The sequence below is a fragment of the Microbacterium sp. Bi128 genome, from assembly GCF_918698205.1.
Map to the genome: position 1 here is coordinate 1 of NZ_CAKKMM010000020.1, position 25,676 is coordinate 25,676.

Below are 25,676 nucleotides of genomic sequence, written 5' to 3' on the forward strand. Positions count from 1 at the left end.
TGGCCCAGACGCTGCCGGAGCTGTTCGTGTCGATGCGGGTGCGCCCCGTCGGCGATTACCCCAACAAGCTGCTCGCGGCGCTGCGCGCGTCGGCCCCGCCCGGCATCGACGACCCGAACATCGTGGTGCTCACCCCCGGCGTCTACAACTCGGCCTACTTCGAGCACACGCTGCTCGCGCGGCTCATGGGCGTCGAGCTGGTCGAGGGCCGCGACCTGCTGTGCATCGGCGGCAAGGTGTTCATGCGGACCACCCGCGGCCCGCAGCGCGTCGACGTCATCTACCGCCGCGTCGACGACGACTTCCTCGACCCGCTGCAGTTCCGCGCCGACTCGATGCTCGGAGCCCCCGGGCTCATGCTCGCCGCGCGCCTGGGCAACGTCACGATCGCCAACGCGGTCGGCAACGGCGTCGCCGACGACAAGCTGCTCTACACGTACGTGCCCGATCTGATCCGGTACTACCTCGCCGAGGAGCCGATCCTGAAGAACGTCGACACGTGGCGTCTCGAGGATCCGGGCGCGCTCGAAGAAGTGCTCGACCGCCTCGACGAGATCGTCGTGAAGCCCGTCGACGGATCGGGTGGCAAGGGGCTCGTGGTGGGCCCGGATGCCTCGCCCGCCGAACTCGACACGCTGCGCAAGCGCCTGCTCGCCGACCCGCGCGGATGGATCGCGCAGCCGGTCGTGATGCTCTCGACCATCCCGACGCTCGTCGAGGACGGCATGCGGCCCCGCCACGCCGACCTGCGCCCTTTCGCGGTCAACGACGGCGACGACATCTGGGTGCTGCCCGGCGGTCTGACGCGCGTGGCCCTTCCCGAGGGGCAGCTCGTGGTCAACTCCAGCCAGGGCGGCGGCTCGAAGGACACGTGGGTGGTCGGCGGATCGGCTCCCTCGCACGTCGAGTACGGCCAGGGCACGGGGGTGTCGGGCCTGGTCGCCGATCAGGCGGCGGTCACCGAGGCGATCCCGATCATCTACGACGGGCAGCCCGCGCCGGCCACGGCCCCGCACGACGCCCGGGCGGGCCGCGACCAGACGGAACAGCAGCAGCAGGCCGACGCCGGGGTCCAGCACGGACCGCAAGCCGAGCAGCAGCAGCAGTCGCGGGAGGTGCCCTCGTGCTGAGCCGCATCGCCGAGTCGCTGTTCTGGATCGGGCGCTACATCGAGCGCTCCGACGGCACCGCCCGCATCCTCGACGTCCACCTGCAGCTGCTGCTCGAGGACCCGTGGATCGACGAGGACACCGCGTGCCGGTCGCTGCTGAGCGTGATGGGCTCGGCCTTCCCCGAGAACGTCGACAGCGTGCGCCGCGACGACGTGCTCGCGCGTCTCGCCGTGGACCGCATGAACCCGGCGAGCATCGCCTACTCGCTCACCGCGGCGCGCGAGAACGCCCGCCGCGCGCGCGAGATCGTCTCGACCGAGCTGTGGGAGATCCTCAACACCACGAATTCCCGGATGCCACGGCGTCTGCAGACCGACAAGGTGCACGAGTTCTTCCAGTGGGTGCGCGAGCGCGCGGCGCTGGCGATCGGCACGGTCGACTCCTCGACGAACCGCGACGAGGCGTGGCAGTTCTTCACGCTCGGGCGCAGCATCGAGCGCACCGACATGACCGCCCGGCTGCTGGCCACGCGCTCACTCACCGAGGTGTCGGGGCCGTCCTGGACGACGATCCTCCGCTCGTGCGGCGCGTACGAGGCGTATTTGCGCACGTACCGCGGGATGCCGAGTGCCCGCAACGCCGCGGAGTTCCTGCTGCTGGACCGCCTGTTCCCGCGGTCGATCATCTATTCCATCCAGCGCGCCGAGGACTGCATGAGCGCCATCGATCCCCGCGCCGACCGCGTCGGCCACTCCAACACGGTGCTGCGTGCCCTGGGGCAGATCCGCAACGACCTGGAATACCGCCCGATCAGCGACATCCTCGCGGAGCTCCCCGAGCACATGCAGCGCGTGCAGACGGTAACGCGCGAGGCATCCGAGGCGATCCGCTCGCGCTTCTTCCCGACGCAGGCCGAGCCGGCGTGGATCGGAGAGATCTCATGAAGCGTCTGCGCATCGAGCACCAGACCGGCTTCGCGTACCCGGGTGACGTCGTGGCGTCGTACAACGAGGCCCGGATGCTGCCCGTCTCGACCGACAGCCAGTTCGTGCTGAGCTCGTCGCTCGACATCGAGCCCTCCACCTCGGTCAACCAGTACGTCGACTACTTCGGCACGCGCGTCGCCGCGTTCGACGTGCTCTCGCCGCACGCGGCGCTGACGATCACGGCGCGCTCGCTCGTCGAGGTGCGCCCACGTCCGATCGAGCACGCCGACATCACGTGGGACGATTTGCACGACGAAGCCTCGCGGTCGATCCTCACCGTCGAGCAGCTGACGCAGACGCGCCGCACCATGCCCCACCCCGAGGTGGCCGCGCTCGCTCGCGAGATCGCGGCGGAGCACGACCGTCCCGGTCCCGCCGCGCACGCGATCGCCGAGGCCGTCGGCGACGCGATCGAGTACATGCAGGGGGTCACGGGCGTGCACTCCACGGCCCTCGATGCGTGGGAGGCCCGCAAGGGCGTCTGCCAGGACATCGCGCACATCACCCTCGGGGCACTGCGCGAAGTCGGCATCCCCGCCCGCTACGTGTCGGGATACCTGCACCCGAAGCCCTCCGCCGAGGTCGGCGAGGCCGTCACCGGCGAATCGCACGCGTGGGTCGAGTGGTTCGCCGGCGACTGGCAGGGCTTCGACCCCACGAACAACATCGAGATCGGCGACCGTCACGTGCTCGTCGGTCGCGGCCGTGACTACAACGACGTCCCGCCGCTGCGCGGCGTGTACGCCGGTCCCGGCAAGAGCAACCTCAAGGTCAAGGTCACGATCACCCGCGAGACGTAGGTCTCACGGCGCAGAGGGTCTCGCGGCGGGGCGCGGGCGGCACAACTCCGGCGATGTCGGCCGGGAGTGCGGGTGTCGCCGGATTTCGGGCCTGGCTGCAGGAGTTGTGCGGCTTTGCGGAGACGCGCGGCCGGAGAACTTCGGCGCGTCGGGTGCGGGAGTGCGCGTCTCCGAGGAGCCGCATGCCCCGGCACAACTCCGGCGATGTCGGCCGGGAGGGCGGCTGTCGCCGGATTTCGGGCCTGGCTGCAGGAGTTGTGCGGCGCGGAGGAGACGCGCGCGGGCGCGCAACTCCGGCGGCAGGAGCCGCGCGCCCGCGGCGTCGCGACCGGTCAGCCGCCGGTCGAGGCGCGAATCACGAGCTCGGGGCGGAAGCGCACCCGGCGGGGCGTCTTGGCCGGATTGTCGAGCGATTCCAGCAGCAGCTCGATCGCCGTCGCGCCGATCTCGCGCGCGGGCTGACGCACCGACGACAGCGGGACCACGGTCGACTGCGCGAAGTCGATGTCGTCGTACCCGACGATCGCGAGGTCGGCGGGCACCCGGATCGCGCCGAGGATGGCGCTGCCCTGCAGGACCCCGACGGCGAGCAGGTCGTTCGCGCAGAAGGCGGCATCCGGGCGGTCCTCGGGAGCGCGGCGGGCGAACTCCTCGCCGACCTCCCGGCCGGCCAGCACCGTCAGGGTGGGCTTCTCCACGATCTCGAGCTGCGCGTCGGGAACCTCGGCGAGTGCGCGGCGGGCGCCCTCGAGGCGATCGATCACCTGGCGCACCGCGAGCGGCCCGCCGACGAAAGCGATCCGGTGTCGGCCCCGGTCGAGGAGGTGGCGGGCGGCGAGATAGCCGCCCTCGACGTCGTCGACCGCGACCGAGGGCACGCTCCCGTCGGGAGCCTCGCCGTCGACCAGGACGAGGGGGATGCCGGGATGCGCGATCACGGACGCGGCGAGATCGCTCGGTGTGAGCAGGACGCCCCGGACCCGCTGCTCCCGGAAGAGGTCGAGGTAGGCGCTCTCGCGCGAGCCGTCCTGACCGCTGTTGCCGAGCAGCACGGCGAGCCCCTCGGCCTCGGCGCGTTCCTCGGCCCCGCGCGCCACTTCGGCGAAGAAGGGGTTGGCGCTGTCGAGCACGATGAGCCCGACCGAGCGGCTCTGCCCCGCGCGCAGCTGACGGGCGGCGTCGTTCCGGACGAACCCGAGGTCCTCGATCGTGGCGTGCACGCGCGCGACGGTGGCGGGGGACACCTTGTCGGGGCGGTTGAGCACGTTCGAGACGGTCCCCACCGACACCCCCGCTGCCGCAGCCACGTCTTTGATGCTCGCTGACACCGGTGCCCCCTCCCGCTTGACGAACGGCGTCCGCCCACACTATCGTCTGAAACGATTCAGGGCATGAAACGATTCATGCGTTTCGCGCTGCTCCCACCCCCACCGCCGTGGAGAAGGACCCCATGACCACTCTCACCCCCGAGATCCTCACGACCCTCGAAGGGCAGGCCATCGAGCTGCCGTCGTGGGCGTTCGGCAACTCCGGCACCCGTTTCCGCGTCTTCCCGACCGAGGGGACGCCCCGCGATCCGTTCGAGAAGATCGCGGATGCCGCCGAGGTGAATCGGCTGACGGCGCTGGCTCCCGCCGTGGCGCTGCACATCCCGTGGGACCGCGTCGAGGACTACTCCGCGCTCCGCCGGCACGCCGAGGACCTCGGGGTGCGCCTCGGGACGGTCAACTCCAACACCTTCCAGGACGAGGACTACAAGTTCGGCGCCCTCACGCACCACGACGAGCGCATCCGGCGCAAGGCGATCGATCACCACCTCGAGTGCATCGACATCATGGATGCCACCGGCTCGCGCGATCTGAAGATCTGGCTGGCCGAGGGGTCGAACTACCCGGGCCAGAACGACATGCGCGACCGGCAGGACCGCCTGCACGACTCGCTGCAGCAGATCTATGCGCGCCTCGGCGACGAGCAGCGGCTCGTCCTGGAGTACAAGTTCTTCGAGCCGGCGTTCTACCACACCGACGTTCCGGACTGGGGGACCTCCTACGTGCAGGTGGCCGCCCTCGGCGACAAGGCGATGGTGTGCCTCGACACCGGTCACCACGCCCCGGGCACCAACATCGAGTTCATCGTGATGCAGCTGCTGCGCCTCGGGAAGCTCGGCTCCTTCGACTTCAACTCGCGCTTCTACGCCGACGACGACCTCATCGTCGGTGCGGCCGACCCGTTCCAGCTGTTCCGCATCCTCGTCGAGGTCGTGCGCGGCGGCGGCCTCAACAACCCCGACGTGGCCTTCATGCTCGACCAGTGCCACAACATCGAGGACAAGATCCCCGGGCAGATCCGGTCGGTGCTGAACGTGCAGGAGATGACCGCGCGCGCCCTGCTCCTCGACCGCGACGCGCTCGGCGCCGCCCAGCAGGCGAACGACGTCCTGGCCGCCAACGCGGTGATGATGGACGCCTTCTCCACCGACGTCCGCCCCGCGCTCGCCGCGTGGCGCGAGAGCCGTGGTCTCCCCGCCGACCCCATGGCGGCGTATGCCGCCTCCGGCTACCAGGCCCGCATCGCCGCCGACCGCGTCGGCGGCACCCAGGCCGGCTGGGGCGCCTGATCAGACCCACCGGGGCGGCGCCCGATCTCGCCGCCCCGGTGCCTTCCTTTCCGCTCGCTCCGACTCCCGTGAGGAACGTCATGACCACCGACACCGCCGCCGCCCTCATCGCGCGCAGCAACCGCCTCGGCTCCGACCCCAAGGTCACCAACTACGCCGGCGGCAACACGTCCGCCAAGGGCACCGACATCGATCCCGTGACCGGCGAGCCGGTCGAGCTGCTGTGGGTCAAGGGCTCGGGCGGCGACCTGGGCACCCTGACCGAGAAGGGCCTCGCGGTGCTGCGCCTGGACCGCATGCGCGCCCTCGTCGACGTGTATCCCGGCATCGACCGCGAAGACGAAATGGTCGCGGCCTTCGACTACTGCCTCCACGGCAAGGGCGGCGCGGCCCCGTCGATCGACACCGCCATGCACGGACTCGTGGATGCCGCGCACGTCGACCACCTGCACCCGGACGCCGGGATCGCGATCGCGACGGCCGCCGACGGCGAGGAGCTGACCGCGAAGATCTTCGGCGACAAGGTCGTGTGGGTGCCGTGGCGCCGCCCCGGGTTCCAGCTGGGCCTCGACATCGCGGCGATCAAGGCGCAGAACCCCCAGGCGATCGGCACGATCCTCGGCGGCCACGGCATCACCGCGTGGGGCGACACGTCGGACGAGGCCGAGCGCAATTCGCTCTGGATCATCGACACCGCGCAGGCGTACATCGACGCGCACGGGGCGGCGGAGCCGTTCGGCCCGGTCCGCTCGGGATTCGCCGCGCTGCCGGAGGCGGAACGTCGCGCCAAGGCGGCGGCGCTCGCCCCCACCATCCGCGGCCTCGCCTCGACCGACAAGCCCATGGTCGGCCACTTCACCGATTCCGACGTCGTGCTCGACTTCCTGGCATCCGCGAACGCTCCTGCGCTCGCCGCGCTCGGCACGAGCTGCCCCGATCACTTCCTGCGCACCAAGGTCAAGCCGCTGATCCTCGACCTGCCGGCCGACGCCCCGGTCGAGGACGCGATCGCGCGCCTCGCCGAGCTGCACGCGGCGTACCGCGCCGACTACCGGGCCTACTACGACGCCCACGCCGACGCCGACAGCCCCGCGATGCGCGGCGCCGACCCCCTCATCGTCCTCGTCCCCGGCGTCGGCATGTTCTCGTACGGCGCGAACAAGCAGACCGCCCGCGTCGCGGGGGAGTTCTACGTCAACGCCATCAACGTGATGCGCGGCGCCGAGGCGCTGTCGACCTACGCCCCGATCTCGGACGCCGAGAAGTTCCGCATCGAGTACTGGGCGCTGGAAGAGGCCAAGCTGCAGCGGATGCCGAAGCCCAAGACGCACCAGGGGCGCATCGCGTTCGTCACGGGCGCGGCATCCGGGATCGGCAAGGCCATCGCCACGCGTCTGGCCGCGGAGGGCGCGTGCGTCGTCGTCGCCGACCTCGACCTCGAGAAGGCGCAGGCCGCGGCCGCCGAGCTCGGCGGAACCGACGTCGCGATCGGCGTCGCGGCGAACGTCGCGGATGCCGAGGGCGTGCAGGCCGCGATCGACGCCACGCTGCTCGCGTTCGGCGGCGTCGACCTCGTCGTCAACAACGCGGGTCTGTCGCTGTCGAAGCCGCTGCTGGAGACCACCGAGAAGGACTGGGACCTGCAGCACGACGTCATGGCGAAGGGGTCGTTCCTGGTGTCGAAGGCCGCCGCGAAGGCGCTCATCGCGCAGAAGATGGGCGGCGACGTCATCTACATCTCGTCGAAGAACAGCGTCTTCGCCGGGCCCAACAACATCGCGTACTCGGCGACCAAGGCCGACCAGGCCCACCAGGTGCGCCTCCTCGCCGTCGAGCTCGGCGAGCACGGCGTGCGGGTGAACGGCATCAACCCCGACGGCGTCGTGCGCGGCTCCGGGATCTTCGCCGCAGGCTGGGGCGCCAACCGCGCGGCCACCTACGGCGTCAAGGAAGAGGACCTCGGTCAGTTCTACGCCAACCGCACGATCCTCAAGCGCGAGGTCGTGCCCGAGAACGTCGCCGACGCGGTGTACGTCCTCACCGGTCCCGAGCTTTCGCGCACGACCGGTCTGCACGTGCCCGTGGACTCCGGCGTCGCCGCGGCGTTCCTGCGATGAGCGCGTCGCGCGTCGTCGCGGCGGTCGACCTGGGCGCGACGAGCGGTCGCGTGATGATCGGCCGCGTCGGCGACGACACGCTCGAACTCGAAGAGGTCGCCCGGTTCCCCAACGGCCCCGTCGAGCGGGAGGACGGCTGGCACTGGGACATCGAGGCGCTGTGGGCGCACGTGCGGACGGGACTCGCCGAGGCTCTCCGGCGGGAGCCGGGGATCGAGAGCGTCGGCATCGACTCGTGGGCCGTGGACTACGCGCTGCTGCGGGGCGACGAACTGCTCGCCGAGCCGTTCCACTACCGTGACGCGCGGACCGCGCGCGGAGTGGATGCCGTCCACGCGGTCGTCCCGTTCGCGGAGCTCTACCGCCGCAACGGCCTGCAGTTCCTGCCGTTCACGACGCTGTACCAGTACGCCGCCGATCCTCTCGTCGACGGCGCCGAGGTGAGCCTGCTGATCCCCGACCTCTTCGCCGCCCGCCTGACGGGCCGCCGTGTGGCGGAGCGGACGAACGCCTCCACGACGGGACTGCTGGACGTGCACACGGGGGAGTGGGACACCGCGCTCGCCGCGACGCTCGGGATCCCGGCATCCGTGCTCCCCCCGCTCGTGGACCCCGGCGACGAGATCGGTTCGACGGCGGACGATCTCGGTGCGCTCCCCGTGATCGCCGTCGGCTCCCACGACACCGCATCGGCGATCGTCGCGGTGCCGCTGTCGTCCCCGAACGCGGCGTACATCTCGTGCGGAACGTGGGGCCTCGTGGGTCTCGAGGTCGCGGAGCCGATCGTGACGGATGCCGCCCGCGCGGCGAACTTCACCAACGAAGGCGGCGTCGACGGACGGGTGCGGTTCCTGCACAACGTCACGGGCCTGTGGCTGCTGAGCGAGACCGTGCGGGCGTGGGAGGCGGAGGACGCAGCCGCGATCAATCTGCCCGCGTTGCTGCGCGCGGCGTCGGCGGAACCGGATCCCGCGGACCTCTTCGACGCCGATGACCCGACCCTCGCCACGCCCGGCGAGATGCCCGGCCGGATCGCCGCGCTCCTGGGCGTGAAGCCGCCGACGCCGGATGAGCGACCGGCGTTCGTTCGCGTGATCGTCGAGAGCATCGCCGCGGCGTTCGCGCGCGCCGTCCGCACCGCCGGCGTGCTCGCCGCGCGCGAGGTCGACGTCGTGCACCTCGTCGGCGGCGGCGCGCTCAATGCGCTCCTGTGCCAGGCGACCGCGGATCGGACCGGACTGCCCGTGCTCGCGGGGCCGGTCGAGGCCACCGCACTCGGCAACGTCCTCGTGCAAGTCCGTGCGCTCGGCGGCTTCGGCCCCGACGCGCCCTTGGAGGATCTGCGCGGGCGCGTCGCGCGCGCGTTCCCTCCCCTCCGCTACGACCCCCGTCCCTGATCGTCGCGCCCGGTCCCAGGATCGGGCGTAGTCTGTGGTCAGACCACACGAAAGCGAGAATCCATGGTTCAGCGTCAGCTGCCCAAGGTCGGCGAGCTCCTCGAGCTCATGCAGTTCAAGAAGCCCGAGCTCGACGCGCGCAAGCGCCGTCTCGACGCGGCATTGACGATCGACGATCTGCGCACGATCGCGAAACGGCGCACCCCGAAGGCGGCGTTCGACTACACCGACGGTGCCGCGGAGGGTGAGCTCTCGCTCGACCGCGCGCGACGCGCGTTCGAAGACGTCGAGTTCCACCCCGACATCCTGCGTCCGGCCGCGAACGTCGACACGTCGTGCGAGATCCTCGGGGGCCCCTCGGCGCTGCCGTTCGGCATCGCCCCGACCGGGTTCACGCGCCTCATGCAGACCGAGGGAGAGACTGCCGGGGCCTCCGCGGCGGCGGCCGCCGGCATCCCGTTCACGCTCTCGACGCTGGGGACGACCTCGATCGAAGGGGTCAAGGCCGCCAACCCGGTGGGCCGCAACTGGTTCCAGCTGTACGTCATGCGCCAGCGCGATATCTCGTTCGGCCTCGTCGAGCGCGCCGCGGCCGCGGGCTTCGACACGCTCATGTTCACCGTGGACACCCCCGTCGCCGGCGCGCGCCTGCGCGACAAGCGCAACGGCTTCTCGATCCCGCCGCAGCTCACCGTCGGCACCATCGTCAACGCCATCCCGCGCCCCTGGTGGTGGTTCGACTTCCTCACGACCCCCAAGCTCGAGTTCGCCTCGCTCAGCACGACCGGCGGCACCGTCGGCGAGCTCCTCAACGCCGCGATGGACCCCACCATCAGCTATGACGACCTCGACGTCATCCGCGGCATGTGGCCCGGCAAGCTCGTCGTCAAGGGCGTGCAGAACGTCACCGACGCCGCCCGCCTGGTCGATCTCGGCGTCGACGGCATCGTCCTGTCCAACCACGGCGGTCGTCAGCTCGATCGCGCGCCCATCCCGTTCCGTCTGCTGCCGAAGGTCGTGCGCGAGGTCGGCGCGGACGCGACGATCATGGTCGACACCGGGATCATGAACGGCGCCGACATCGTGGCATCCGTCGCCCTCGGCGCGAAGTTCACCCTCATCGGCCGCGCCTACCTGTACGGCCTGATGGCCGGCGGACGCCAGGGTGTGGACCGGACGATCGCGATCCTCCGCAGCGAGATCGAGCGCACGATGGCGCTGCTCGGGGTCTCGAGCCTCGACGAGCTCGAGCCCCGCCACGTCACCCAGCTCACGCGCCTCGTTCCGGTCGGCGACCGGTGAGACGGACGGCGGCCGGTCCCCTCACCGGTCGCCGTCCGCCGCGGCCGGTTCCCGGCGGCGGCCGCGCTCCCCGGTGCTGCTCGCCGCTGCGCCGAGGGTGAGCGTGGAGGCCAGGCCGAGGGCGAGGAACCCCGCCGCGGTGAACGCCGCCGCGCGCGTGCCGTCGCTGAACGCCGCCCGGGCGTCGGCGGCGATGTCCTGCGTCTGCGGCGACTGCTCGAGGCCCAGGATCGCCGCCCCGGCGCTGTCGACCACCTGCGAGACCACCTGATCGCGCTGCTCCGCGGGGAGGTCGCGGTCGTCGAGGGCCGAGGTCAGCACGCTCGAGGTCGTCGAGAACAGGACCGTTCCCAGGATCGCCACGCCCAGGGCCGCGCCGAGCTGCCGCGAGGTGGACTGCGTGCCCGAGGCCGCACCGCTCTCGGACGGCGGTACCTCGGCGAGCACCACCCCGGTCAGCTGAGCGGTGGCCAAGCCGACGCCGATCCCGTAGACGAACAGGAACGGGATGAGCGGTCCCCACGCGGCAACCGGGCCGATGGTGACGGCGACACCGGCGACGCCGATGATCTCGGCGAGCAGGCCCCCGCGCACGATCCAGACGGGCGCGACCTTGCCGCTGAGGGCCCCGGCGATGCCGCTCGCGACGCAGGAACCGATCGCGAGGGCGAGCAGCAGGAGGCCCGTCTGCAGCGCGTCGAACCCGACGACGAACTGGAGCCAGAGCGGGAGCGCGAGGATGATGCCGAACTCGCCGAGCGAGACGACGGCGGCGGCGATGTTGCCGTTGCGGAACGACGCGATGCGGAACAGCCCGAGCGCGAGGAGGGTGGAGCGTCCCGCGCGCTGGCGGTGGAGGCCCCACGCGATGAACGCCGCGAGGGCGACCGCCGCCACGGCGAACGCGATCGGCACGGGCGAGAGCGAGAAGGGCCACTGCCAGCCCCCGATCTCGGGGGTCTCCTCGACCGTCCACCACCCGTAGGTGCGGCCCTCGATGAGGCCGAACACCAGGGGCGCCATCGTCAGCACCGACAGCAGAGCGCCCACCCCGTCGATGGATTCGCGGCGGTCGCTGCGGGACTCCGCGACCGTGAACAGCACGCCGACGACGATCAGGATGCCGAGGGGGATGTTGATCCCGAACGCCCAGCGCCACGAGAACGCGGTGGTCAGCCAGCCCCCGAGCAGCGGGCCGACGGCCGCCATCCCGCCGATCGTGGAGCCCCAGACGGCGAACGCGATGCCGCGCTCGCGCCCGCGGAACGTGGCGTTGATGAGCGACAGCGTCGTGGGAAGGATCATCGCGCCCCCGATGCCCTGGATCAGTCGCGCGAGGATCAGCAGCCCGCCGGTGGGGGCGAGGGCGGCGGCGATCGAGGCGAGCGCGAAGATCACGACCCCGATGAGCATGAGACGGCGGCGCCCGAAGCGGTCCGCGAGGCTGCCGAAGACCAGCAGCAGGGACGCGAAGACGAGCGTGTAGGCCTCTTGTACCCACTGGACCTCGGTCGACGAGATGCCGAGGTCCTCGACGATGGAGGGGACGGCGACGTTGACGATCGTCGAGTCGACGATGATCAGCGAGACGGCGATGCTGATGAAGACGAGCCCCGCCCAGCGGCGCCCGTCCATACGAGTGGTCATATCGCTAGCTTATCTAGCTATACCGCGCCACAGCGAGGAGCAATTCGCGCCACCTGGCCGTCTCGCGCACGACGTGACCTAGCATGCCGACATGAGGAGTGCGCCGTGATCGAGGCATCCCCGCTCCGCAACATCCGGGCGATCGCGGAGCGTGTGGTGACCGGGATCCTTCCGCTCGCGCCGGCTCCCGACGTCGCCGACTTGCGTTTCCTGGCCGACATCGAGGCGGGACCCGCGCCCAAGGTCTGGGTCGACGGCAACGCCCGCACGCTCGAAGCGATGCTGATCGCGCGGGCGCGCCTCGACCACGTCGACGGCAGTCTGAGCCTGATCGACACGCACTTCGCGGACGGACGACTGCGAGCCCCGGCCCGGCTGGAACCGGCGACGAGGTCGACGTTGTCTTCGGCCGTCGCCGAGGCCTACGCGGCGGCGGGACGGCCGCGCCGCGCCGGCGAATACGCCGCCGCGGCGATCGCCTACGCCGACGACGCCGCCACGCTCTACCGCGCCCATGCCGTGCGCAGCCTCGCCACCGCGATCAACGGCGAGTACCGCCTGTCCGAGGAGAGTCTGCGGGTGTGCGAGGAACTGGCATCCGGATCCGGGTGGGATGCCGTTCACCCCGACTACGACCTGCTGCTCGCGCGTCTCCTCGTGGCATCCGCCGCGCTGGACGCCGACACCCTCGACGCGACCGCCGACCGACTGCGGGCCGGTTCTCCCGGCGACCCCTTCTGGCAGTACTCCGCGCGGGTGGCCGAGGCGATGGCGGCTCTCATTCGGCGCGACTACGCCGAGGGGATGGTGCTCGTGGCCGCCCTCACGGGCGGCACCGCGTCGTACTCCGGCCACACCATGGTGCGGGGGTTCGCGCAGGGGGTCTACGCCGACCTGCTGCTCGCCCGGGGCGAGGCGCGTCGCGCCCTCGCCGCGCTCGAGGGTCGGGAATCCCCGCCCGGGCACGCCCTGTGCTTCGACATGCAGCGCGCCGCCGCACTCATCGCGCTCGGGCGCGAGCGCGAGGTGCTGGAGTCCACCGATCCGTGCATCCGGTTGGGCACGCGTCACTGCGTCCGGACGCTCACTCCGCTCCTGGTGCGCCGCGCCGTCGCGCACGCGCGTCTGGGCAACCAGGAGGCCGCCGACGCCGCGTTCGCGGAGGGGTTCGCCCTCTCCGAGCGCCTCGGCGTCTCGCTGACGCCGTACCTCACCCTGCCGCAGCCCGATCTCCGGGACCTCTTGGAACGGATGGCGCAGAACCAGCCCTCGTCCGCTGAGGCGGCGCGGCGGATCTCCGGCATGCTCGCGCTCGTGCCGACCCGCGAGCACCTGCCGCCGCTTCCCAGCCTCAGTCCGCGAGAGGAGCGGCTGGCTCTGGCGCTGCGGGGGCCGCGGAGCCTCCCGCAGATCGCCGACGAGCTCGACGTGTCACCGAACACCGTCAAGTCCCAGCTGCGGTCGATCTACGCGAAACTGCAGGTGTCGGGGCGCGATGCCGCCGTGGCCGTGCTCGAGGCGCACGGCTTCTACGTGTGACGCCCGTTCCCGCCCGGACCGTTGCCGCCTACGCGGAGGGACGTGCGGTGGAGGCCGGACGCGGATGCGCGCTGCCGCGCGGCGGGCGCTCCGCGGAGGGCAACGGGATCGGCGTCGTGCCGGCGATCTCGTCGCTGAAGTCCTCGGGCTCGGGCGCGATCGTCGTGATCGGACGCGTCTCGTCGAGCGTGAGTCGGAACCGCTTCGTGTCGTGCCGGTGGACGCGGCCCGACGCCAGCGTCCAGGCCACTCCGATGCCGCACGCCACGAACGCGACGACGGCGGCGAGGCCGATCGCGGTGCGCGGTCCGAACTCGTCGGCGACCCAGCCGACCACGGGGGCGCCGACGGGCGTCCCGCCCAGCAGGATCGCCATGTACAGCGCGAGCACGCGGCCGCGCAACGCCGGGTCGGTCGTGGTCTGCACGTAGCCGTTCGCCGTGGTCAGCATCGTCACGACGCAGAACCCCGTGAGCACGAGGGTGGCGGCATAGGTGCCGTAGCTGGGGGCGAAGACCGAGAGCGTGGATGCCACGGCGAAGCCGCCGGACCCGAGGATCACCACGCGCATCCGGGCGCGGTCGCGGCGCGCGGCGAGAAGGGCTCCGGCGAGGGACCCGATCGCCACGAACGAGCTCAGCAGGCCGAAGCCGTCGGCGCCGCGCCCGAACTCCAGCGCCATCGTCGAGGCGAAGATCGGGAAGTTCATGCCGAAGGCGCCCAGGAGGAACACCATTGCGAAGATCACGACCAGGTCGGGACGCTTCGCGACGTACCGGAACCCGTCCGCCAAGCGCGCGGGGCCGCCGCGGCGGTGGTGGACGACCAACTCGTGGGGTCGCATGAGGAGCAGGGCGCCGATCATGGCGAGGAACGTCACGGCGTTGGTGAGGAACACCCAGCCCGTGCCGACGACCACGATCATGAGTCCCGCCACCGCCGGGCCGATCAGGCGCGCGGTGTTGAACGAGGCGGCGTTGAGGGCGACGGCGTTGGACGCGTTCTCCTTCGCGACGAGGTCGGAGACGAACGCCTGGCGGGCGGGGTTGTCGAAGGCGGTGATCACGCCCAGCGCGAGGGCGAACACGAACATCAGCGGCAGCGTCATGACTCCCGTCACGAGCAGGATGCCGAGCGTCACGGCCAGCAGGAGCATCGCGCTCTGCGTGCACATGATCAGCCTGCGCCGGTCGAACCGGTCGGCGACCCAACCCGTGACGCCCACGAGCAGCAGCGGCGGTGCGAACTGGAGCGCCATCGTCACGCCCATCGCGGCGGCGTCGTTCGGCGTGAGTTCGGTCAGCACGACCCAGTTCTGGGCCGTGGCCTGCATCCATGCGCCGATGTTCGACACGAGCGCGCCGATGAACCAGACGCGATAGTTGTAGACCGAGAACGAGCGGAACATCGCACTCATGTGTCTGCCACCTTTCGCATGATCTCGGCTGCTGCGGCCAGGGTCCGCCGCTCGTCGGCGTCGAGGGAGGCCAGCGCTCCTTCGAGCCAGGCGTCGCGACGCCGCACGGTTTCGTCGACGACGAGGCGTCCGGCATCCGTCAGGGCGATCGTCACTTTGCGGCGGTCGTCGTCGTCCGGGGTGCGCGAGAGGTAGCCCGCTTCCTCGAGGAGCGACACGGTGCGGTTCATCGACGGAGCCGTCACACGCTCACGGTCGGCGAGTTGGCCGAGGGTGTGCTCGCCATGGAGCGTGAGGGCGGCGAGCACCGCGAACTGTCCGTCGCTCATGGTGTCGATCGCGCGCTGTGCGCGCAGGCGACGGGCGAGACGGAACGTCGCCATCCTCAGCTCGGAGGCGGCGGCGCTGAAGTCGTCACGCGAGTCGGAGAGGGGGGATTCGTCGACGCGTTCGTTCATGGTGCTCGATAGTTAGCATAGCTCATTAGTCTTGCTAACGGTCTGTTCGTCGCATCTCCGTCGTGTGCGTCCCCTGTATTCGCCGCGCGGATCGAGCCCGCGGCATCCGGGGCCCGCCCCTAGACTCGGCGCATGCCCGAGTTCGTCGACGCCTACGGCATCTCCATCGTCTACGACGTGTACGACGCCGAGGAGCCCCGGGCGGTCGTCCAGCTGCTGCACGGGGTGGGTGAGCACGCCGGTCGGTACGGTGCCCTCATCGCGGCGCTCGTCGCCGACGGCTACACCGTGTACGCCGACGACCACCGCGGCCACGGCCGCACGGGCCTGCGGCAGTGGGGCGGCGACCACGGCAAGCTCGGACGTCTCGGTCCCGGGGGCCTCGGGGCCGCCCGCGACGCCGTGTGGACCCTCAGCCAGATGATCCGCGAGACGCACCCCGACCTTCCGCTCGTGCTCCTCGGGCACTCGTGGGGCTCGTTCCTCGCGCAGATGCTGGTGGACCGGCATCCGGATGCCTTCGACGCGGTCGTCCTCAGCGGATCGGCGCTGCGCTGGCCCGGTGCGCTGAACTCCGGCGACCTCAATGCCCCGTGGACGCACGTGCGCGGCTCGGGCATGGAGTGGCTCTCCAGCGACGAGCAGGTCGGGCGGGATTTCGTCGCCGATCCGCTGACGACCTCGACGCCCCTGCTGCGGCTGTTCGGCCCGGTCGAGACCGCGAAGCTGATCGGCCGCCCGCGGCGCGACCTGGGGCATGACGTCCCGATGCTGCTGATGGTCGGGCGCGACGACACCGTCGGCGGTCCGCGCAGCGTGCACCGCCTGGCCGACGCGTACCGCACCCGCTCGGGGCTGACCGACGTGACCACCCTCGTCTACCCTGGTGCCCGGCACGAGATCTTCGCCGAGGTGCAGCAGGCCGACGTGCGCGCCGACCTGCTCGCCTGGCTCGACGCCCGGTTCCCCGCGCGCGGCTGACGCGCCCGCGTCTTTCCCGGGACCCGCCGTAGGCTGGAGTCATGCACGGCGAGTACAAGGTCCCCGGCGGGAAGCTGGTCGTCGTCGACCTCGACGAGAGGGACGGCCGCATCGCCGGCTTCCACCTCGCGGGCGACTTCTTCCTCGAGCCCGACGATGCGCTCGATGACATCGACGCGGCGGTGAACGGGCTGCCGGTGGAATCCGATGTCCCGACGATCGCCGCCGCGATCCGCGCCGCCCTCCCGGCGGGAGCGCAGCTGCTGGGCTTCACGCCCGAGTCGGTGGCGACCGCCATCCGGCGCGCGCTCGTGACCGCCCCGGGCTGGGGTGACTTCGAGTGGGAGGTCGTGCACGACGCCCCGGTCTCCCCGCGCATGAACCTCGCGCTCGATGAGGTGCTCACGTCCCGTGTCGGTGCGGGCCTGCGCAAGCCGACGCTGCGCCTGTGGGAGTGGAACGAGAACGCCGTCGTGATCGGCTCGTTCCAGTCGCTGCGCAACGAGGTCGACCCCGAGGGGGCGGCGAAGCACGGCTTCGACGTCGTCCGTCGGATCTCGGGCGGTGGGGCGATGCTCATGGCCGCCAACTCGATCGTCACGTATTCGCTGTACGTGCCCGCGTCGCTCGTGGCCGGCATGACGTTCGCCGATTCGTACGCGTTCCTCGACGACTGGGTGCTGCAGGCGCTGCGCTCGCTCGGTATCGACGCGGTGTACCAGCCGCTCAACGACATCGCGGGGCCGCACGGCAAGATCGGCGGGGCCGCGCAGAAGCGTCTCGCCAACGGCGGGGTGCTCCACCACGCGACCCTCAGCTACGACATGGACGGCCAGGTGCTCACCGAGGTGCTGCGCATCGGCCGAGAGAAGCTCAGCGACAAGGGCACCGTTTCGGCCGCGAAGCGCGTCGATCCGCTGCGCAGTCAGACGGGCCTGGCCCGGGATGCCGTCATCCAGCGGTTCATCGACACGTTCACGACCCTGTACGGGGCGACCACGGGGCACATCACCGAAGAGGAATATGCCGAGGCCGAGGCGCTCGTGGCCGCCAAGTTCGCCACCGACGCATGGCTGCAGCGCGTCCCGTGAGCGCCGAGACCCTGACGGGCGTCCTGGACCGCGGCTCCGTCGAGATCCACCACGCCGACAACCTCGCCGTCACCGCCACGCTCCCCGACGCCTCCTTCACGCTCGTCTACCTCGACCCGCCGTTCAACACCGGCCGCACCCGCTCCAAAGCGGTCGAGTCGGCGCGGTGGACGCCGCCGGTCGACGAGGCCCCGGATGCCGAAGAGCCGGTGATCGTGGCATCCGAAGAGCCCGCCGACCCGGGAATGCTCGTCTTCCCCGACGAGGACGAGCCGGCTCCGGTGCCCGTCGTGCAGCGGGGGTTCCACGGACGCGAGTACGCGCGGCTGCGCGGCGACCTGCGCACGTACGACGACCGGTTCGACGACTACTGGGCGTTCCTCGAGCCCCGGCTCGAGGAGGCCTGGCGTCTGCTCGCCGACGACGGCACGCTGTACCTGCACCTGGACTACCGCGAGGTGCACTACGCCAAGGTCATGTGCGACGCGCTGTTCGGGCGGGAGCGGTTCCTCAACGAGCTCATCTGGGCCTACGACTACGGCGCGAAGACGCGTCGGCGGTGGCCCACGAAGCACGAGACGATCCTCGTGTACGTGAAGAACCCGTCGCGGTACTTCTTCGACTCCGATGCCGTCGATCGCGAGCCCTACATGGCCCCCGGGCTGGTGACCCCCGAGAAAGCGGCGCGGGGCAAGCTCCCCACCGACGTGTGGTGGCACACGATCGTGCCGACGACGGGGCGCGAGAAGACCGGGTACCCGACGCAGAAGCCCGAAGGCGTGCTGCGCCGGATGGTGCAGGCCTCGAGCCGCCCCGGCGACCGGGTGCTCGACATGTTCGCCGGGAGCGGCACGCTCGGCGCGGTCGCGGCTCCGCTCGGGCGCCACGCCGTATTGATCGACGACAACGCCGATGCGGTCACGGTCATGCGCAAGCGGCTGGCGGCGTTCCGCGGCTGAGCCGCGCCGGCCGCCGTCTCCGGCTGAGCCGCGCCGCTGTCGGGGCCGCGAGACTTCATCGCGCTGACATCTCCATTGCAGCCTGCAAGGGAGATGTCAGTCGGATGCAGTCTCGCGGGATCGGTGTGCGCGCGGGCCGTGGCGGGCCGGCCACGCGCCGTGGCGAAGTTAGGCTTGCCTAATGACGTATGCGTTCGCCCCCGAGATCCAGCAGGCCGTCCTCGCGCACATGAACGACGACCACCTCGATGACAACGTGCTCGTCGCGCGCGCGTTCGGCCCCGTGCGGGCGGTCGCGTCGGCGCGGATGACCGGGTTCGACGGCGACGGGGGCGAGTGGTCGGTCGTCGGGGACGACGGAGCCGCCGTCGAGCTGCGCGTGCCGTGGCCGGGGGGTCCCATCGCCGAGCGGCATGAGGTCCGGCGCGAGATCGTCGCGCTGTACGACGAGGCATGCCGACGGCTCGGGATCACTCCGCGCCCCCACGGAAATTGAAGGTTAGGCGAACCTAACCTTGCCCTATGATGGCCGCATGAGTGCTGTCATCCCGTTCTCCACCGCCCTGCGCGAGCGGTCGCGCACCGCCCACTCTTCGAGCGAGGGTGCGGGTTTCATGACCGACCTCATGAACGGATCCGGCACGCGCGAGGACTACGTCGCGCTCGTCGCCCAGCACTGGTTCATCTACGCCGCGCTCGAAGAGGCGACCGAGCGCATGCGCGTCGACCCCGTGGCATCCGTGTTCCTCAGCGACAAGCTCACGCGCGTGCCCGCGATCGAGGCCGACCTCGAGTTCTTGATCGGTGCGGACTGGCGCGAACGGATCTCGCCGCTCCCGACGACCGAGGCCTACGTGGCGCGCATCCGTCGGGTCGCGGCGACCTGGCCCGGCGGCTTCGTGGCCCACCACTACACGCGCTACCTCGGCGACCTGTCGGGTGGGCTCTTCATCGGGCGTCTCATGCAGCGGCGTTTCGGGTTCGAGACCAACGGCGTCGGTTTCTATCTCTTCGGCGACATCGCCGACCCCGAGGCATTCAAGAACGTGTACCGGGAGCAGTTGGATGCCGCTCCGTGGGACGACGAAGAGAAGGAGCGCGTGATCGACGAAGTGCTCGTGGCCTACCGGTTCAACACCGACCTCTTCACCGACCTGGCGCGTGCGAAAGCCGCTCAGACGGCCTGAGGCGACGCCTGCGGGCGCGCGCGGCGACGGAGCCGACGCCCCGCGACGAGGGCGGCCGCGACGGCGGCGATCACGAGGACGATGAGGGCGTAGAGGCTCCACGGCACCGCGGGCGTCGAGAAGGCGAGTACGACCGGGTCGACGGTGCCGGCGCCGAGGCCGACCCCCTCGGGGGCGACGGTGACGGATCCGGCGACCCATCCGAGCGAGAACACCGGCACCTCCCGCACGACATCGATGGTCGAACCGGGGAGGACCTCGCTGATCTGGAGGGGCGGAGTGCGGGTGCCGAACAGTCCGCCGGTCCCGGACGTGTCGATCGCCTCGCGACCGGTGAGCCGGGTGTTCCCGGTGTTCTCGAACGAATAGCTCACGGTGAGACGCCCCGACTCGAAGGGGTTCCACGAGCCGTCGTACCGGGCCGAGACCGCGGTGGCGGACGCCGCGGGGACGAGGTCGCCGGCGACGCGGACGGTGAGGCGCGTGCCCAGGCGACGATCGACCGAGAGCGCGGTCGCGGGGTCCTGCGATGTCAGCGACGTGACGATGCCCGCGGAGTGGTCGCCGGGGCGGGCATCGGCGGGCACGGTGACGGTGAAGGGGACGTCGGCGGTGTGGCCGGGCGCGAGTTCCAGCGCGGGGGTGTCCACCGCGACCCAGGTGCCGGCGTCCGCGGACGGGGCGCCGTCGACGAGGACGTCGATCTCGCCGGTGGAGGCGGTGAAGGCGTCGGCGGCGTAGACCGCGAGGGGCAGCGGTTCGGTGCCCGTGTTGACCACGATCATCGTGTCCGAGATCACGGCGCCGGGATCGACGGCGTACGTGAAGTTGCCACGCCCGGTGCCGTGGGCATTGTCCGCCGTCTGCACCGACCACGCGACGCCGCCGCCGTCGGCGGCCCGGGCCGTACCCGGCGCGAGGGCGGTGGCCAGGGCGAGCGCGGTGGCCAGGGCGAGTGCCCCGACGAGAGCGAGCGAAGGGAGGCGGAGGGATGCGGGCACGAGAGGTCTTTCGATCGAGGGACGAGTGGGGGCCCCGGCGATCGCCGGGGCCCCGGTGCGGGTGTTACTGCAGCGCCGTGATGGTGAGCGTGCTGCGGTAGTCGCCGGCGGCGGTGGTGCCGGGGATGACGAGCGCGAGGTCCGCCCCCACCTTCGCGCTCACGGCCGACGTCGAGGATGCCAGCACGCGCGAGGACCCGAGGCCGGTTCCGCCGAGCCGGGTGGAGGTCACCTCGGCGCCGCCGGTCACCGTCGCCGCGTCCGTGGCGACGAGCTTCGGCTTCCAGCCCAGGTAGCCGCCCGAGAAGGTCTCTCCCGACGACGTCGCGAACTCGCTCACCTGGCCCGAGATGCTCCAGCTGTACGGGGTCGATCCGCCCGCCCGCGTGTCGGTCACGACGACCGGGGTGAGCGAACCGGATGCCACGAAGTTCGCGCCGTCCTGCACGGCGGTGCCGAGGTCGGCGGGCGCGGTGCCCTCGAAGGCCCACCCGAAGGCGCCGGTGGGGTTGTCGACCCACGCCGGGACCTCGACGACGACATCGGAGGCCGACGAGAAGGCGATCGGGGTGAAGGTCTCGAACGGCGCGTGCACCGCGCCGCTGCCGGCGTAGGTGTAGATGCCGAACGTCCCGGCGGCGAGGTTCTGCGCTTCGGTGGTGGTCAGCGCGAGATCGACCTCGAACGTCCCGTCCGAGGTCAGCTCGATGGCGCCGGCGTTCGCGCCGCCCACGGTGGACATGCTCGCGGCGGGGAGGGCCCAGCGCTGTGCGATGACCGTGCGCGCCGAGGACGGCGCGCCCGCGGAGGGCTTCCACACGTCGGCGAACTTGCCGAACGCGACGTACGCGCCGCTGAACTGCCCCGCCAGCGGCGGGCGGGTGCCGGTGGTGGCGGTTCCCGAGGGCAGGAAGCCGGAGCCGCGGACCGTCACGGTTTCGCCCTGCGCGAGGCCGCTGGTCCGGGAGACAGTGACCGTCGGCGTGGTCGACGTCGGCGCTGCCGTGTACGCGATCGAGAGGGGACTGGCCGGCTTGCGGGAATCGGCGGCACCACCGGAGGAGTACCAGTACGGTCCCTGCCCGGTCTTGACCTGGAAGTCGACGAACGACTGCGGGAAGGCGCCGGCGTTCGCACCCGTCGTGACCTGGGCGACCGAACCCGAGGGCACCGTGACCGTGCGGCCGAGGTAGTCGGGCGTGACGGTGAAGCCGGTGGGGGTCACGTCGACGCCGGTGAGCGTCGCGATGACGACGTCGGTCGCGGGCGTGAGGTTCTCGAACTTGTCGGGGTCATCCATCGAGGTGCCGTACCCGCCGAGGGTGGCGGTGACCGTGCCCGTGCCGTCGGCGGCGACCGTCAGCTTCGGGTCCGTGATCCACGAGCGGGTCATCCCCGAGTAGAACGCCGACGTGAACGAGCCGGACCACTGGATGACGGCGGTGTTCGCCGCGACGTCGACCGTGCCCGTGCCGCCGCTGATCTCGGCGATGTGCCCCGAGTTCAGCCCGTTGCCGGAGGTGATCGTGGTACCCGCGGCATCCGTGCGAAGTCCCGCGAACGTCGCGTCGGCATAGCTGCCGTCGGACTGGAGCTTGAGGATCCTGGTGTTGCCTTCGCTCTGCTTCCAGTTGGCCGTCGTGACGCGGTCGGCCGACGAGGAGGCGGTGATGATCCCCGCCGAGAGCAGGTTGACGGTGCCGGGTGCGAAGGCGGCGGAGTTCGCTTCGGCGTTCACGCCCCAGCGGAACACGGCACCGTCGATCGTCGTGTCGGCGGCGTACGCCGGAGCGCTCGCGAGCGCGCCTCCCAGAGTGAGCGCTGCGGTGGCGAGGAGTGCCGTCGAGGCGCGCCCCAGCCACTGTCCACGCGGGGTTGGAGAGTCCACGTTCGTTCCCTTCTCCGTCCTCGAGAGGTCCCGACGGCAGGCGTCGGTCGCCCCCGGGCGAGGGCGAGAGGACAGGTTAGGCTTACCTAAGCACGAAGTCGGCATCCAGGTAAAGTTAAGGATAGGCTCACCTTACTTGGAGGTCCGTTTGTCTCGTCATCCCCGCGCCCTCGCGGCACTCGCTCTCATCGTCTCGGCCACGCTGGGCCTGGCGGCCTGCACGACGGGCGGGCTCGATCACGCGGCCGGCGCCCCGGCCACGCCGCCGCTCGCGGAGGTCACGCCCCTCGCCGACCCGCTCTCGTGGCAGGGTCCGTCGACCGCCGTCGCTGCCGCGTCCGCGATCGTCCCGGTGACCGAGGGTGCGCAGGTGCTGCCGGTCACGGTCACCGACGCGCAGGGCTCCGCGGTCACGGTCGTCGACACCTCGCGCATCCTTGCCCTCGACATCTACGGCTCGCTCTCGCGCATCGTGTTCGAGCTCGGTCTGGGTGGCTCCGTCGTCGCTCGCGACACCTCGAGCGCCTTCCCCGAGGCCGCCGGACTCCCCGTCGTCACCGAGAACGGCCACGACCTCAACGCCGAGGCGATCCTCGACGCCGCGCCCACCGTGATCCTCACCGACACGAGCCTCGGCCCGTGGGACACGGTGCTGCAGATGCGGGATGCCGGCATCCCGGTCGTCGTGGTCGACTCGCACCGGTCGCTGGCCTCCATCGGCACTCTCGTCGAGCAGGTCGGCGCCGCTCTCGGCGTGCCCGAACGCGCCGCCGCGCTCGCCGCGCGCAGCACCGCGGCCGTCGACGCGAAGATCGCCCAGATCGCCGACGTCGCACCCGCCGATCCCGCACGGCGACTGCGCATGATGTTCCTCTACGTGCGGGGGCAGTCCGGGGTCTACTACCTCTTCGGCGAGGAGTCCGGCGCCGACAGCCTCATCGAGGCGCTCGGGGGAATCGACGTCGCGGGCGAGATCGGATGGAGGGGCATGCGCCCCCTCACCGACGAAGCGCTCGTGGATGCCAACCCCGACCTGCTGATCATGATGACGAAGGGCCTCGAATCGGTGGGGGGAGTCGACGGGCTCGTCGAACGCCTCCCGGCCGTGGCGCAGACCGACGCCGGCCGCAACCGCCGCATCGTGGACATGTCGGACACGACGGTGCTGAGCTTCGGTCCCGCCTCCGCCGACGTGCTCGACGCGCTCGCCGTCGCCGTCTACGCGCCCGAGGCCGCGGGGTGAGCGCGGCCGTCACCGAGGCGACCCGCGCGGACGCCGCCGCCCCGGTGCGCCGCGCCGCGCGTCGGGCGCCCGCGGTGTTCAGCGCGCTCGCGCTGGCGCTGGTCGTGCTCGCGGTCGTCTCCGCCGGGAGCGGTCAGCTCTCGATCCCGCCCGACCAGGTGCTCGGCGCGTTCGCGCGCGGCTGGAACGACTCGGTGCGCGCGGTCGGTCTCGACGCCCTCGCCGTGCCGCCCGGGGCCGCGATGGCGCACGTCAACGGCGAGGCGACGCTGTGGCTCATCCGCGTGCCGCGGCTGCTCATGGCGGTGCTCGTGGGCGCGGCGCTCGCGACGGCGGGCGTCGTCATGCAGGGCGTGTTCCGCAACCCGTTGGCCGAGCCCGGAGTCATCGGCATCTCGTCGGGCGCGGCGGTGGGGGCCTCGGCATCCATCGTCTTCGGTCTCACCTTCCTCGGGCCCGTGACCCTGCCCGTCCTCGCTTTCGCCGGGGGTCTCGCCGCCACGGTCGTCGTCTACGCCTCGGCCCGGGCGGACGGACGCACCGAGGTGGTCACGCTCGTGCTCACCGGGATCGCGGTCAACGCCGTCGGCGGCGCGGCGATCGCGCTCTTCACGTTCCTCGGGTCGACCCAGGAGCGCGAGCAGATCGTCTTCTGGCAGCTCGGGTCGCTCAACGGCACCCGCTGGAGCGACCTCGCGATCGTCGCGCCGCTCGCGATCGTCGGCATCGCGGCGTGCCTGCTGCTCTCGAGCTCCCTCGACCTGCTGGCGCTCGGCGAGCGTCAGGCCGAGCACCTCGGTGTCCGCGTCGAGCTCTTGCGCGTCGTGGCGATCGTGGTGGTCGCGCTCCTCACGTGCGCCGCCGTCGCCTTCTGCGGAATCATCGGCTTCGTCGGCCTCGTGGTGCCCCACCTGATGCGCATGCTGCTCGGCCCCGGCCACCGCCTGCTCACCCCGGCGAGCGCGCTCGGCGGAGCCGCGCTGCTCCTGGCGGCGGATCTCGTCGCGCGCACCGCGGTTTCCGGCTCGGACCTGCCCATCGGCATGCTCACCGCGCTCATCGGTGGCCCGTTCTTCTTCTGGCTGTTGCGTCGGACCCGGCGCCGATCGGGGGGATGGGGATGACGCCGGTGATGCGCGTGCGCGGGGTGTCGGTCGACGTCGCGGGGCGGTGCGTGCTCGACGACATCGACCTGGACCTGTCGGCCGGCGAGATGCTCGTCCTCGTCGGCCCCAACGGTGCGGGCAAGTCGACCCTCCTCTCCGTCCTCGCCGGCGACCGCGCCGCGCGCAGCGGTGTCGTCGAACTCCACGGCGCGGCGCTGGAGGAGTGGCCCGTGGCCGAACGGGCCCGCCGGCGTTCGGTGCTGACCCAGAGCAACGAGGTGTCGTTCCCGTTCGTCGTGCACGACGTCGTACGGATGGGGCGCGCGCCGTGGCGGCGGCATCCGGAGTCCGACCGCGACGACGCCGCCGTGGCGGACGCGCTGGCGGCGGGCGAGGTGACGGCCTTCGCCGAACGCCCGGTGACCTCGCTGTCGGGCGGGGAACGGGCGCGGGCGGCATTCGCCCGGTCCTACGCGCAGGAGTGCGGCATCGCGCTACTGGACGAGCCCACCGCGAGCCTCGACATCCGCCATCAGCACCGCGTGCTCGCCCGTACGCGGGAGCGCGTGCGGCGGGGCGGAGCGGCGATCGTCGTGCTGCACGACCTGGGGCTCGCGGCGGCGTACGCCGACCGCATCGCCCTGCTCGAGGCGGGGCGCCTGGCCGCGGTGGGTCCGCCGCGCGAGGTCCTCGACCCCGAGGTCCTCACGCGGGTGTACCGCCATCCGATCGACGTCCTCGACGGCCCGCGCGGCACCGTGATCGTGCTCGCCACCGCCGAAGAACCGCCGCCCCTCGAAACCGGAGAAGCCCGCGAATGACCCGCTC

Annotated in this window: 22 protein-coding genes; 16 read left to right on the forward strand and 6 right to left on the reverse strand. The window is 71.5% G+C overall.

Annotation, left to right across the window (positions count from 1 at the left end; all coding sequences use genetic code 11):
• From LQV45_RS03220 to LQV45_RS03230, 3 genes are all read left to right on the forward strand, one after another.
• The coding region (locus LQV45_RS03220) for a circularly permuted type 2 ATP-grasp protein (protein ID WP_230005716.1) at positions 1-1,130 on the forward strand (1,130 nt) is incomplete at its 5' end.
• The gene (locus LQV45_RS03225; RefSeq protein WP_230005717.1) at positions 1,124-2,056 is read left to right on the forward strand and encodes an alpha-E domain-containing protein; all 933 of its coding nucleotides are present in this window, start codon (positions 1,124-1,126) and stop codon (positions 2,054-2,056) included. The genes LQV45_RS03220 and LQV45_RS03225, both read left to right, overlap by 7 nt.
• Positions 2,053-2,898 (forward strand): transglutaminase family protein, encoded by an 846-nt coding sequence (locus LQV45_RS03230; RefSeq protein ID WP_230005718.1) that lies wholly within the window; start codon positions 2,053-2,055, stop codon positions 2,896-2,898. Before LQV45_RS03225 ends, LQV45_RS03230 begins: the two co-directional genes overlap by 4 nt.
• 332 nt (positions 2,899-3,230) lie before the next feature.
• Here the strand turns inward: LQV45_RS03230 and LQV45_RS03235 are convergent, their stop codons facing one another.
• Positions 3,231-4,226 carry a LacI family DNA-binding transcriptional regulator gene (locus LQV45_RS03235; RefSeq protein WP_230005719.1) on the reverse strand — a complete coding sequence of 332 codons (996 nt, stop codon included), beginning with the start codon at positions 4,224-4,226 and terminating at the stop codon, positions 3,231-3,233.
• A 122-nt stretch (positions 4,227-4,348) separates the two neighbouring features.
• Between LQV45_RS03235 and rhaI the strand changes: the two genes are divergently transcribed.
• The 4 genes from rhaI (at position 4,349) to LQV45_RS03255 (ending at position 10,331) form a co-directional block, all read left to right on the forward strand.
• On the forward strand, positions 4,349-5,515 hold the full coding sequence (gene rhaI / locus LQV45_RS03240) for an L-rhamnose isomerase (RefSeq protein ID WP_230005720.1): 1,167 nt from the start codon (positions 4,349-4,351) through the stop codon (positions 5,513-5,515).
• Between the two features lie 80 nt (positions 5,516-5,595).
• Positions 5,596-7,632 carry a bifunctional aldolase/short-chain dehydrogenase gene (locus tag LQV45_RS03245; RefSeq protein WP_230005721.1) on the forward strand — a complete coding sequence of 679 codons (2,037 nt, stop codon included), beginning with the start codon at positions 5,596-5,598 and terminating at the stop codon, positions 7,630-7,632.
• On the forward strand, positions 7,629-9,029 hold the full coding sequence (locus LQV45_RS03250; RefSeq protein WP_230005722.1) for a rhamnulokinase family protein: 1,401 nt from the start codon (positions 7,629-7,631) through the stop codon (positions 9,027-9,029). Before LQV45_RS03245 ends, LQV45_RS03250 begins: the two co-directional genes overlap by 4 nt.
• A gap of 63 nt (positions 9,030-9,092) precedes the next feature.
• The gene (locus LQV45_RS03255; RefSeq protein ID WP_230005723.1) at positions 9,093-10,331 is read left to right on the forward strand and encodes an alpha-hydroxy acid oxidase; all 1,239 of its coding nucleotides are present in this window, start codon (positions 9,093-9,095) and stop codon (positions 10,329-10,331) included.
• Positions 10,332-10,352: 21 nt separating this feature from the next.
• Here the strand turns inward: LQV45_RS03255 and LQV45_RS03260 are convergent, their stop codons facing one another.
• A complete protein-coding gene (locus LQV45_RS03260) occupies positions 10,353-11,978 on the reverse strand; it encodes an MFS transporter (protein ID WP_230005724.1) in 1,626 nt (541 codons plus the stop codon).
• 105 nt (positions 11,979-12,083) lie between these two features.
• Between LQV45_RS03260 and LQV45_RS03265 the strand changes: the two genes are divergently transcribed.
• Entirely contained in the window at positions 12,084-13,517 is a 1,434-nt protein-coding gene (locus tag LQV45_RS03265; RefSeq protein ID WP_230005725.1) for a LuxR C-terminal-related transcriptional regulator, read from the forward strand.
• Between the two features lie 28 nt (positions 13,518-13,545).
• Here LQV45_RS03265 and LQV45_RS03270 read toward each other — a convergent pair whose 3' ends face one another.
• Both LQV45_RS03270 and LQV45_RS03275 read right to left on the reverse strand, forming a co-directional pair.
• Positions 13,546-14,925 (reverse strand): MFS transporter, encoded by a 1,380-nt coding sequence (locus LQV45_RS03270; protein WP_374208136.1) that lies wholly within the window; start codon positions 14,923-14,925, stop codon positions 13,546-13,548.
• A 5-nt stretch (positions 14,926-14,930) separates the two neighbouring features.
• Positions 14,931-15,392: a MarR family winged helix-turn-helix transcriptional regulator gene (locus tag LQV45_RS03275; protein ID WP_230005727.1), complete on the reverse strand. Its 462-nt coding sequence runs from the start codon at positions 15,390-15,392 to the stop codon at positions 14,931-14,933.
• A gap of 132 nt (positions 15,393-15,524) precedes the next feature.
• Here LQV45_RS03275 and LQV45_RS03280 point away from each other — a divergent pair, with 132 nt between their 5' ends.
• The 5 genes from LQV45_RS03280 (at position 15,525) to LQV45_RS03300 (ending at position 19,610) form a co-directional block, all read left to right on the forward strand.
• Positions 15,525-16,373, forward strand: a complete 849-nt coding sequence (locus LQV45_RS03280) for an alpha/beta fold hydrolase (RefSeq protein ID WP_230005728.1) — start codon at positions 15,525-15,527, stop codon at positions 16,371-16,373.
• 41 nt (positions 16,374-16,414) lie between these two features.
• Positions 16,415-17,464, forward strand: coding sequence for a lipoate--protein ligase family protein (locus tag LQV45_RS03285; RefSeq protein WP_230005729.1), 1,050 nt, complete (start codon positions 16,415-16,417; stop codon positions 17,462-17,464).
• Positions 17,461-18,423 (forward strand): DNA methyltransferase, encoded by a 963-nt coding sequence (locus tag LQV45_RS03290; RefSeq protein ID WP_374208134.1) that lies wholly within the window; start codon positions 17,461-17,463, stop codon positions 18,421-18,423. The genes LQV45_RS03285 and LQV45_RS03290 overlap by 4 nt, the downstream gene beginning before the upstream one ends.
• Before the next feature lie 181 nt (positions 18,424-18,604).
• Positions 18,605-18,919 carry a DUF2470 domain-containing protein gene (locus tag LQV45_RS03295; protein WP_230005731.1) on the forward strand — a complete coding sequence of 105 codons (315 nt, stop codon included), beginning with the start codon at positions 18,605-18,607 and terminating at the stop codon, positions 18,917-18,919.
• Between the two features lie 37 nt (positions 18,920-18,956).
• Positions 18,957-19,610 (forward strand): heme oxygenase (biliverdin-producing), encoded by a 654-nt coding sequence (locus tag LQV45_RS03300; protein ID WP_138177685.1) that lies wholly within the window; start codon positions 18,957-18,959, stop codon positions 19,608-19,610.
• Here the strand turns inward: LQV45_RS03300 and LQV45_RS03305 are convergent.
• Together LQV45_RS03305 and LQV45_RS03310 are read right to left on the reverse strand one after the other, a co-directional pair.
• Positions 19,598-20,611 carry a DUF916 domain-containing protein gene (locus LQV45_RS03305; RefSeq protein WP_230005732.1) on the reverse strand — a complete coding sequence of 338 codons (1,014 nt, stop codon included), beginning with the start codon at positions 20,609-20,611 and terminating at the stop codon, positions 19,598-19,600. The two genes, LQV45_RS03300 and LQV45_RS03305, sit on opposite strands and share 13 nt — an antisense overlap.
• 64 nt (positions 20,612-20,675) lie before the next feature.
• Positions 20,676-22,499: a hypothetical protein gene (locus LQV45_RS03310; protein ID WP_230005733.1), complete on the reverse strand. Its 1,824-nt coding sequence runs from the start codon at positions 22,497-22,499 to the stop codon at positions 20,676-20,678.
• Between the two features lie 148 nt (positions 22,500-22,647).
• Here LQV45_RS03310 and LQV45_RS03315 point away from each other — a divergent pair, with 148 nt between their 5' ends.
• The 3 genes from LQV45_RS03315 to LQV45_RS03325 are packed head-to-tail and all read left to right on the forward strand — an operon-like array spanning position 22,648 to position 25,669.
• Entirely contained in the window at positions 22,648-23,742 is a 1,095-nt protein-coding gene (locus LQV45_RS03315) for a hemin ABC transporter substrate-binding protein (RefSeq protein WP_230005734.1), read from the forward strand.
• Entirely contained in the window at positions 23,739-24,866 is a 1,128-nt protein-coding gene (locus LQV45_RS03320; RefSeq protein ID WP_374208135.1) for a FecCD family ABC transporter permease, read from the forward strand. The genes LQV45_RS03315 and LQV45_RS03320 overlap by 4 nt, the downstream gene beginning before the upstream one ends.
• Positions 24,863-25,669, forward strand: coding sequence for a heme ABC transporter ATP-binding protein (locus tag LQV45_RS03325; RefSeq protein WP_230005735.1), 807 nt, complete (start codon positions 24,863-24,865; stop codon positions 25,667-25,669). Before LQV45_RS03320 ends, LQV45_RS03325 begins: the two co-directional genes overlap by 4 nt.
• Positions 25,670-25,676 lie beyond the last annotated feature (7 nt).

Coding starts and splice junctions, on each gene's coding strand:
- LQV45_RS03230 (WP_230005718.1), top strand. CDS start 2,053: ATGAAGCGTCTGCGCATCGAGCACCAGACCGGCTTCGCGTACCCGGGT.
- rhaI (WP_230005720.1), top strand. CDS start 4,349: ATGACCACTCTCACCCCCGAGATCCTCACGACCCTCGAAGGGCAGGCC.
- LQV45_RS03245 (WP_230005721.1), top strand. CDS start 5,596: ATGACCACCGACACCGCCGCCGCCCTCATCGCGCGCAGCAACCGCCTC.
- LQV45_RS03250 (WP_230005722.1), top strand. CDS start 7,629: ATGAGCGCGTCGCGCGTCGTCGCGGCGGTCGACCTGGGCGCGACGAGC.
- LQV45_RS03255 (WP_230005723.1), top strand. CDS start 9,093: ATGGTTCAGCGTCAGCTGCCCAAGGTCGGCGAGCTCCTCGAGCTCATG.
- LQV45_RS03260 (WP_230005724.1), bottom strand. CDS start 11,978: ATGACCACTCGTATGGACGGGCGCCGCTGGGCGGGGCTCGTCTTCATC.
- LQV45_RS03270 (WP_374208136.1), bottom strand. CDS start 14,925: ATGTTCCGCTCGTTCTCGGTCTACAACTATCGCGTCTGGTTCATCGGC.
- LQV45_RS03275 (WP_230005727.1), bottom strand. CDS start 15,392: ATGAACGAACGCGTCGACGAATCCCCCCTCTCCGACTCGCGTGACGAC.
- LQV45_RS03280 (WP_230005728.1), top strand. CDS start 15,525: ATGCCCGAGTTCGTCGACGCCTACGGCATCTCCATCGTCTACGACGTG.
- LQV45_RS03285 (WP_230005729.1), top strand. CDS start 16,415: ATGCACGGCGAGTACAAGGTCCCCGGCGGGAAGCTGGTCGTCGTCGAC.
- LQV45_RS03295 (WP_230005731.1), top strand. CDS start 18,605: ATGACGTATGCGTTCGCCCCCGAGATCCAGCAGGCCGTCCTCGCGCAC.
- LQV45_RS03300 (WP_138177685.1), top strand. CDS start 18,957: ATGAGTGCTGTCATCCCGTTCTCCACCGCCCTGCGCGAGCGGTCGCGC.
- LQV45_RS03325 (WP_230005735.1), top strand. CDS start 24,863: ATGACGCCGGTGATGCGCGTGCGCGGGGTGTCGGTCGACGTCGCGGGG.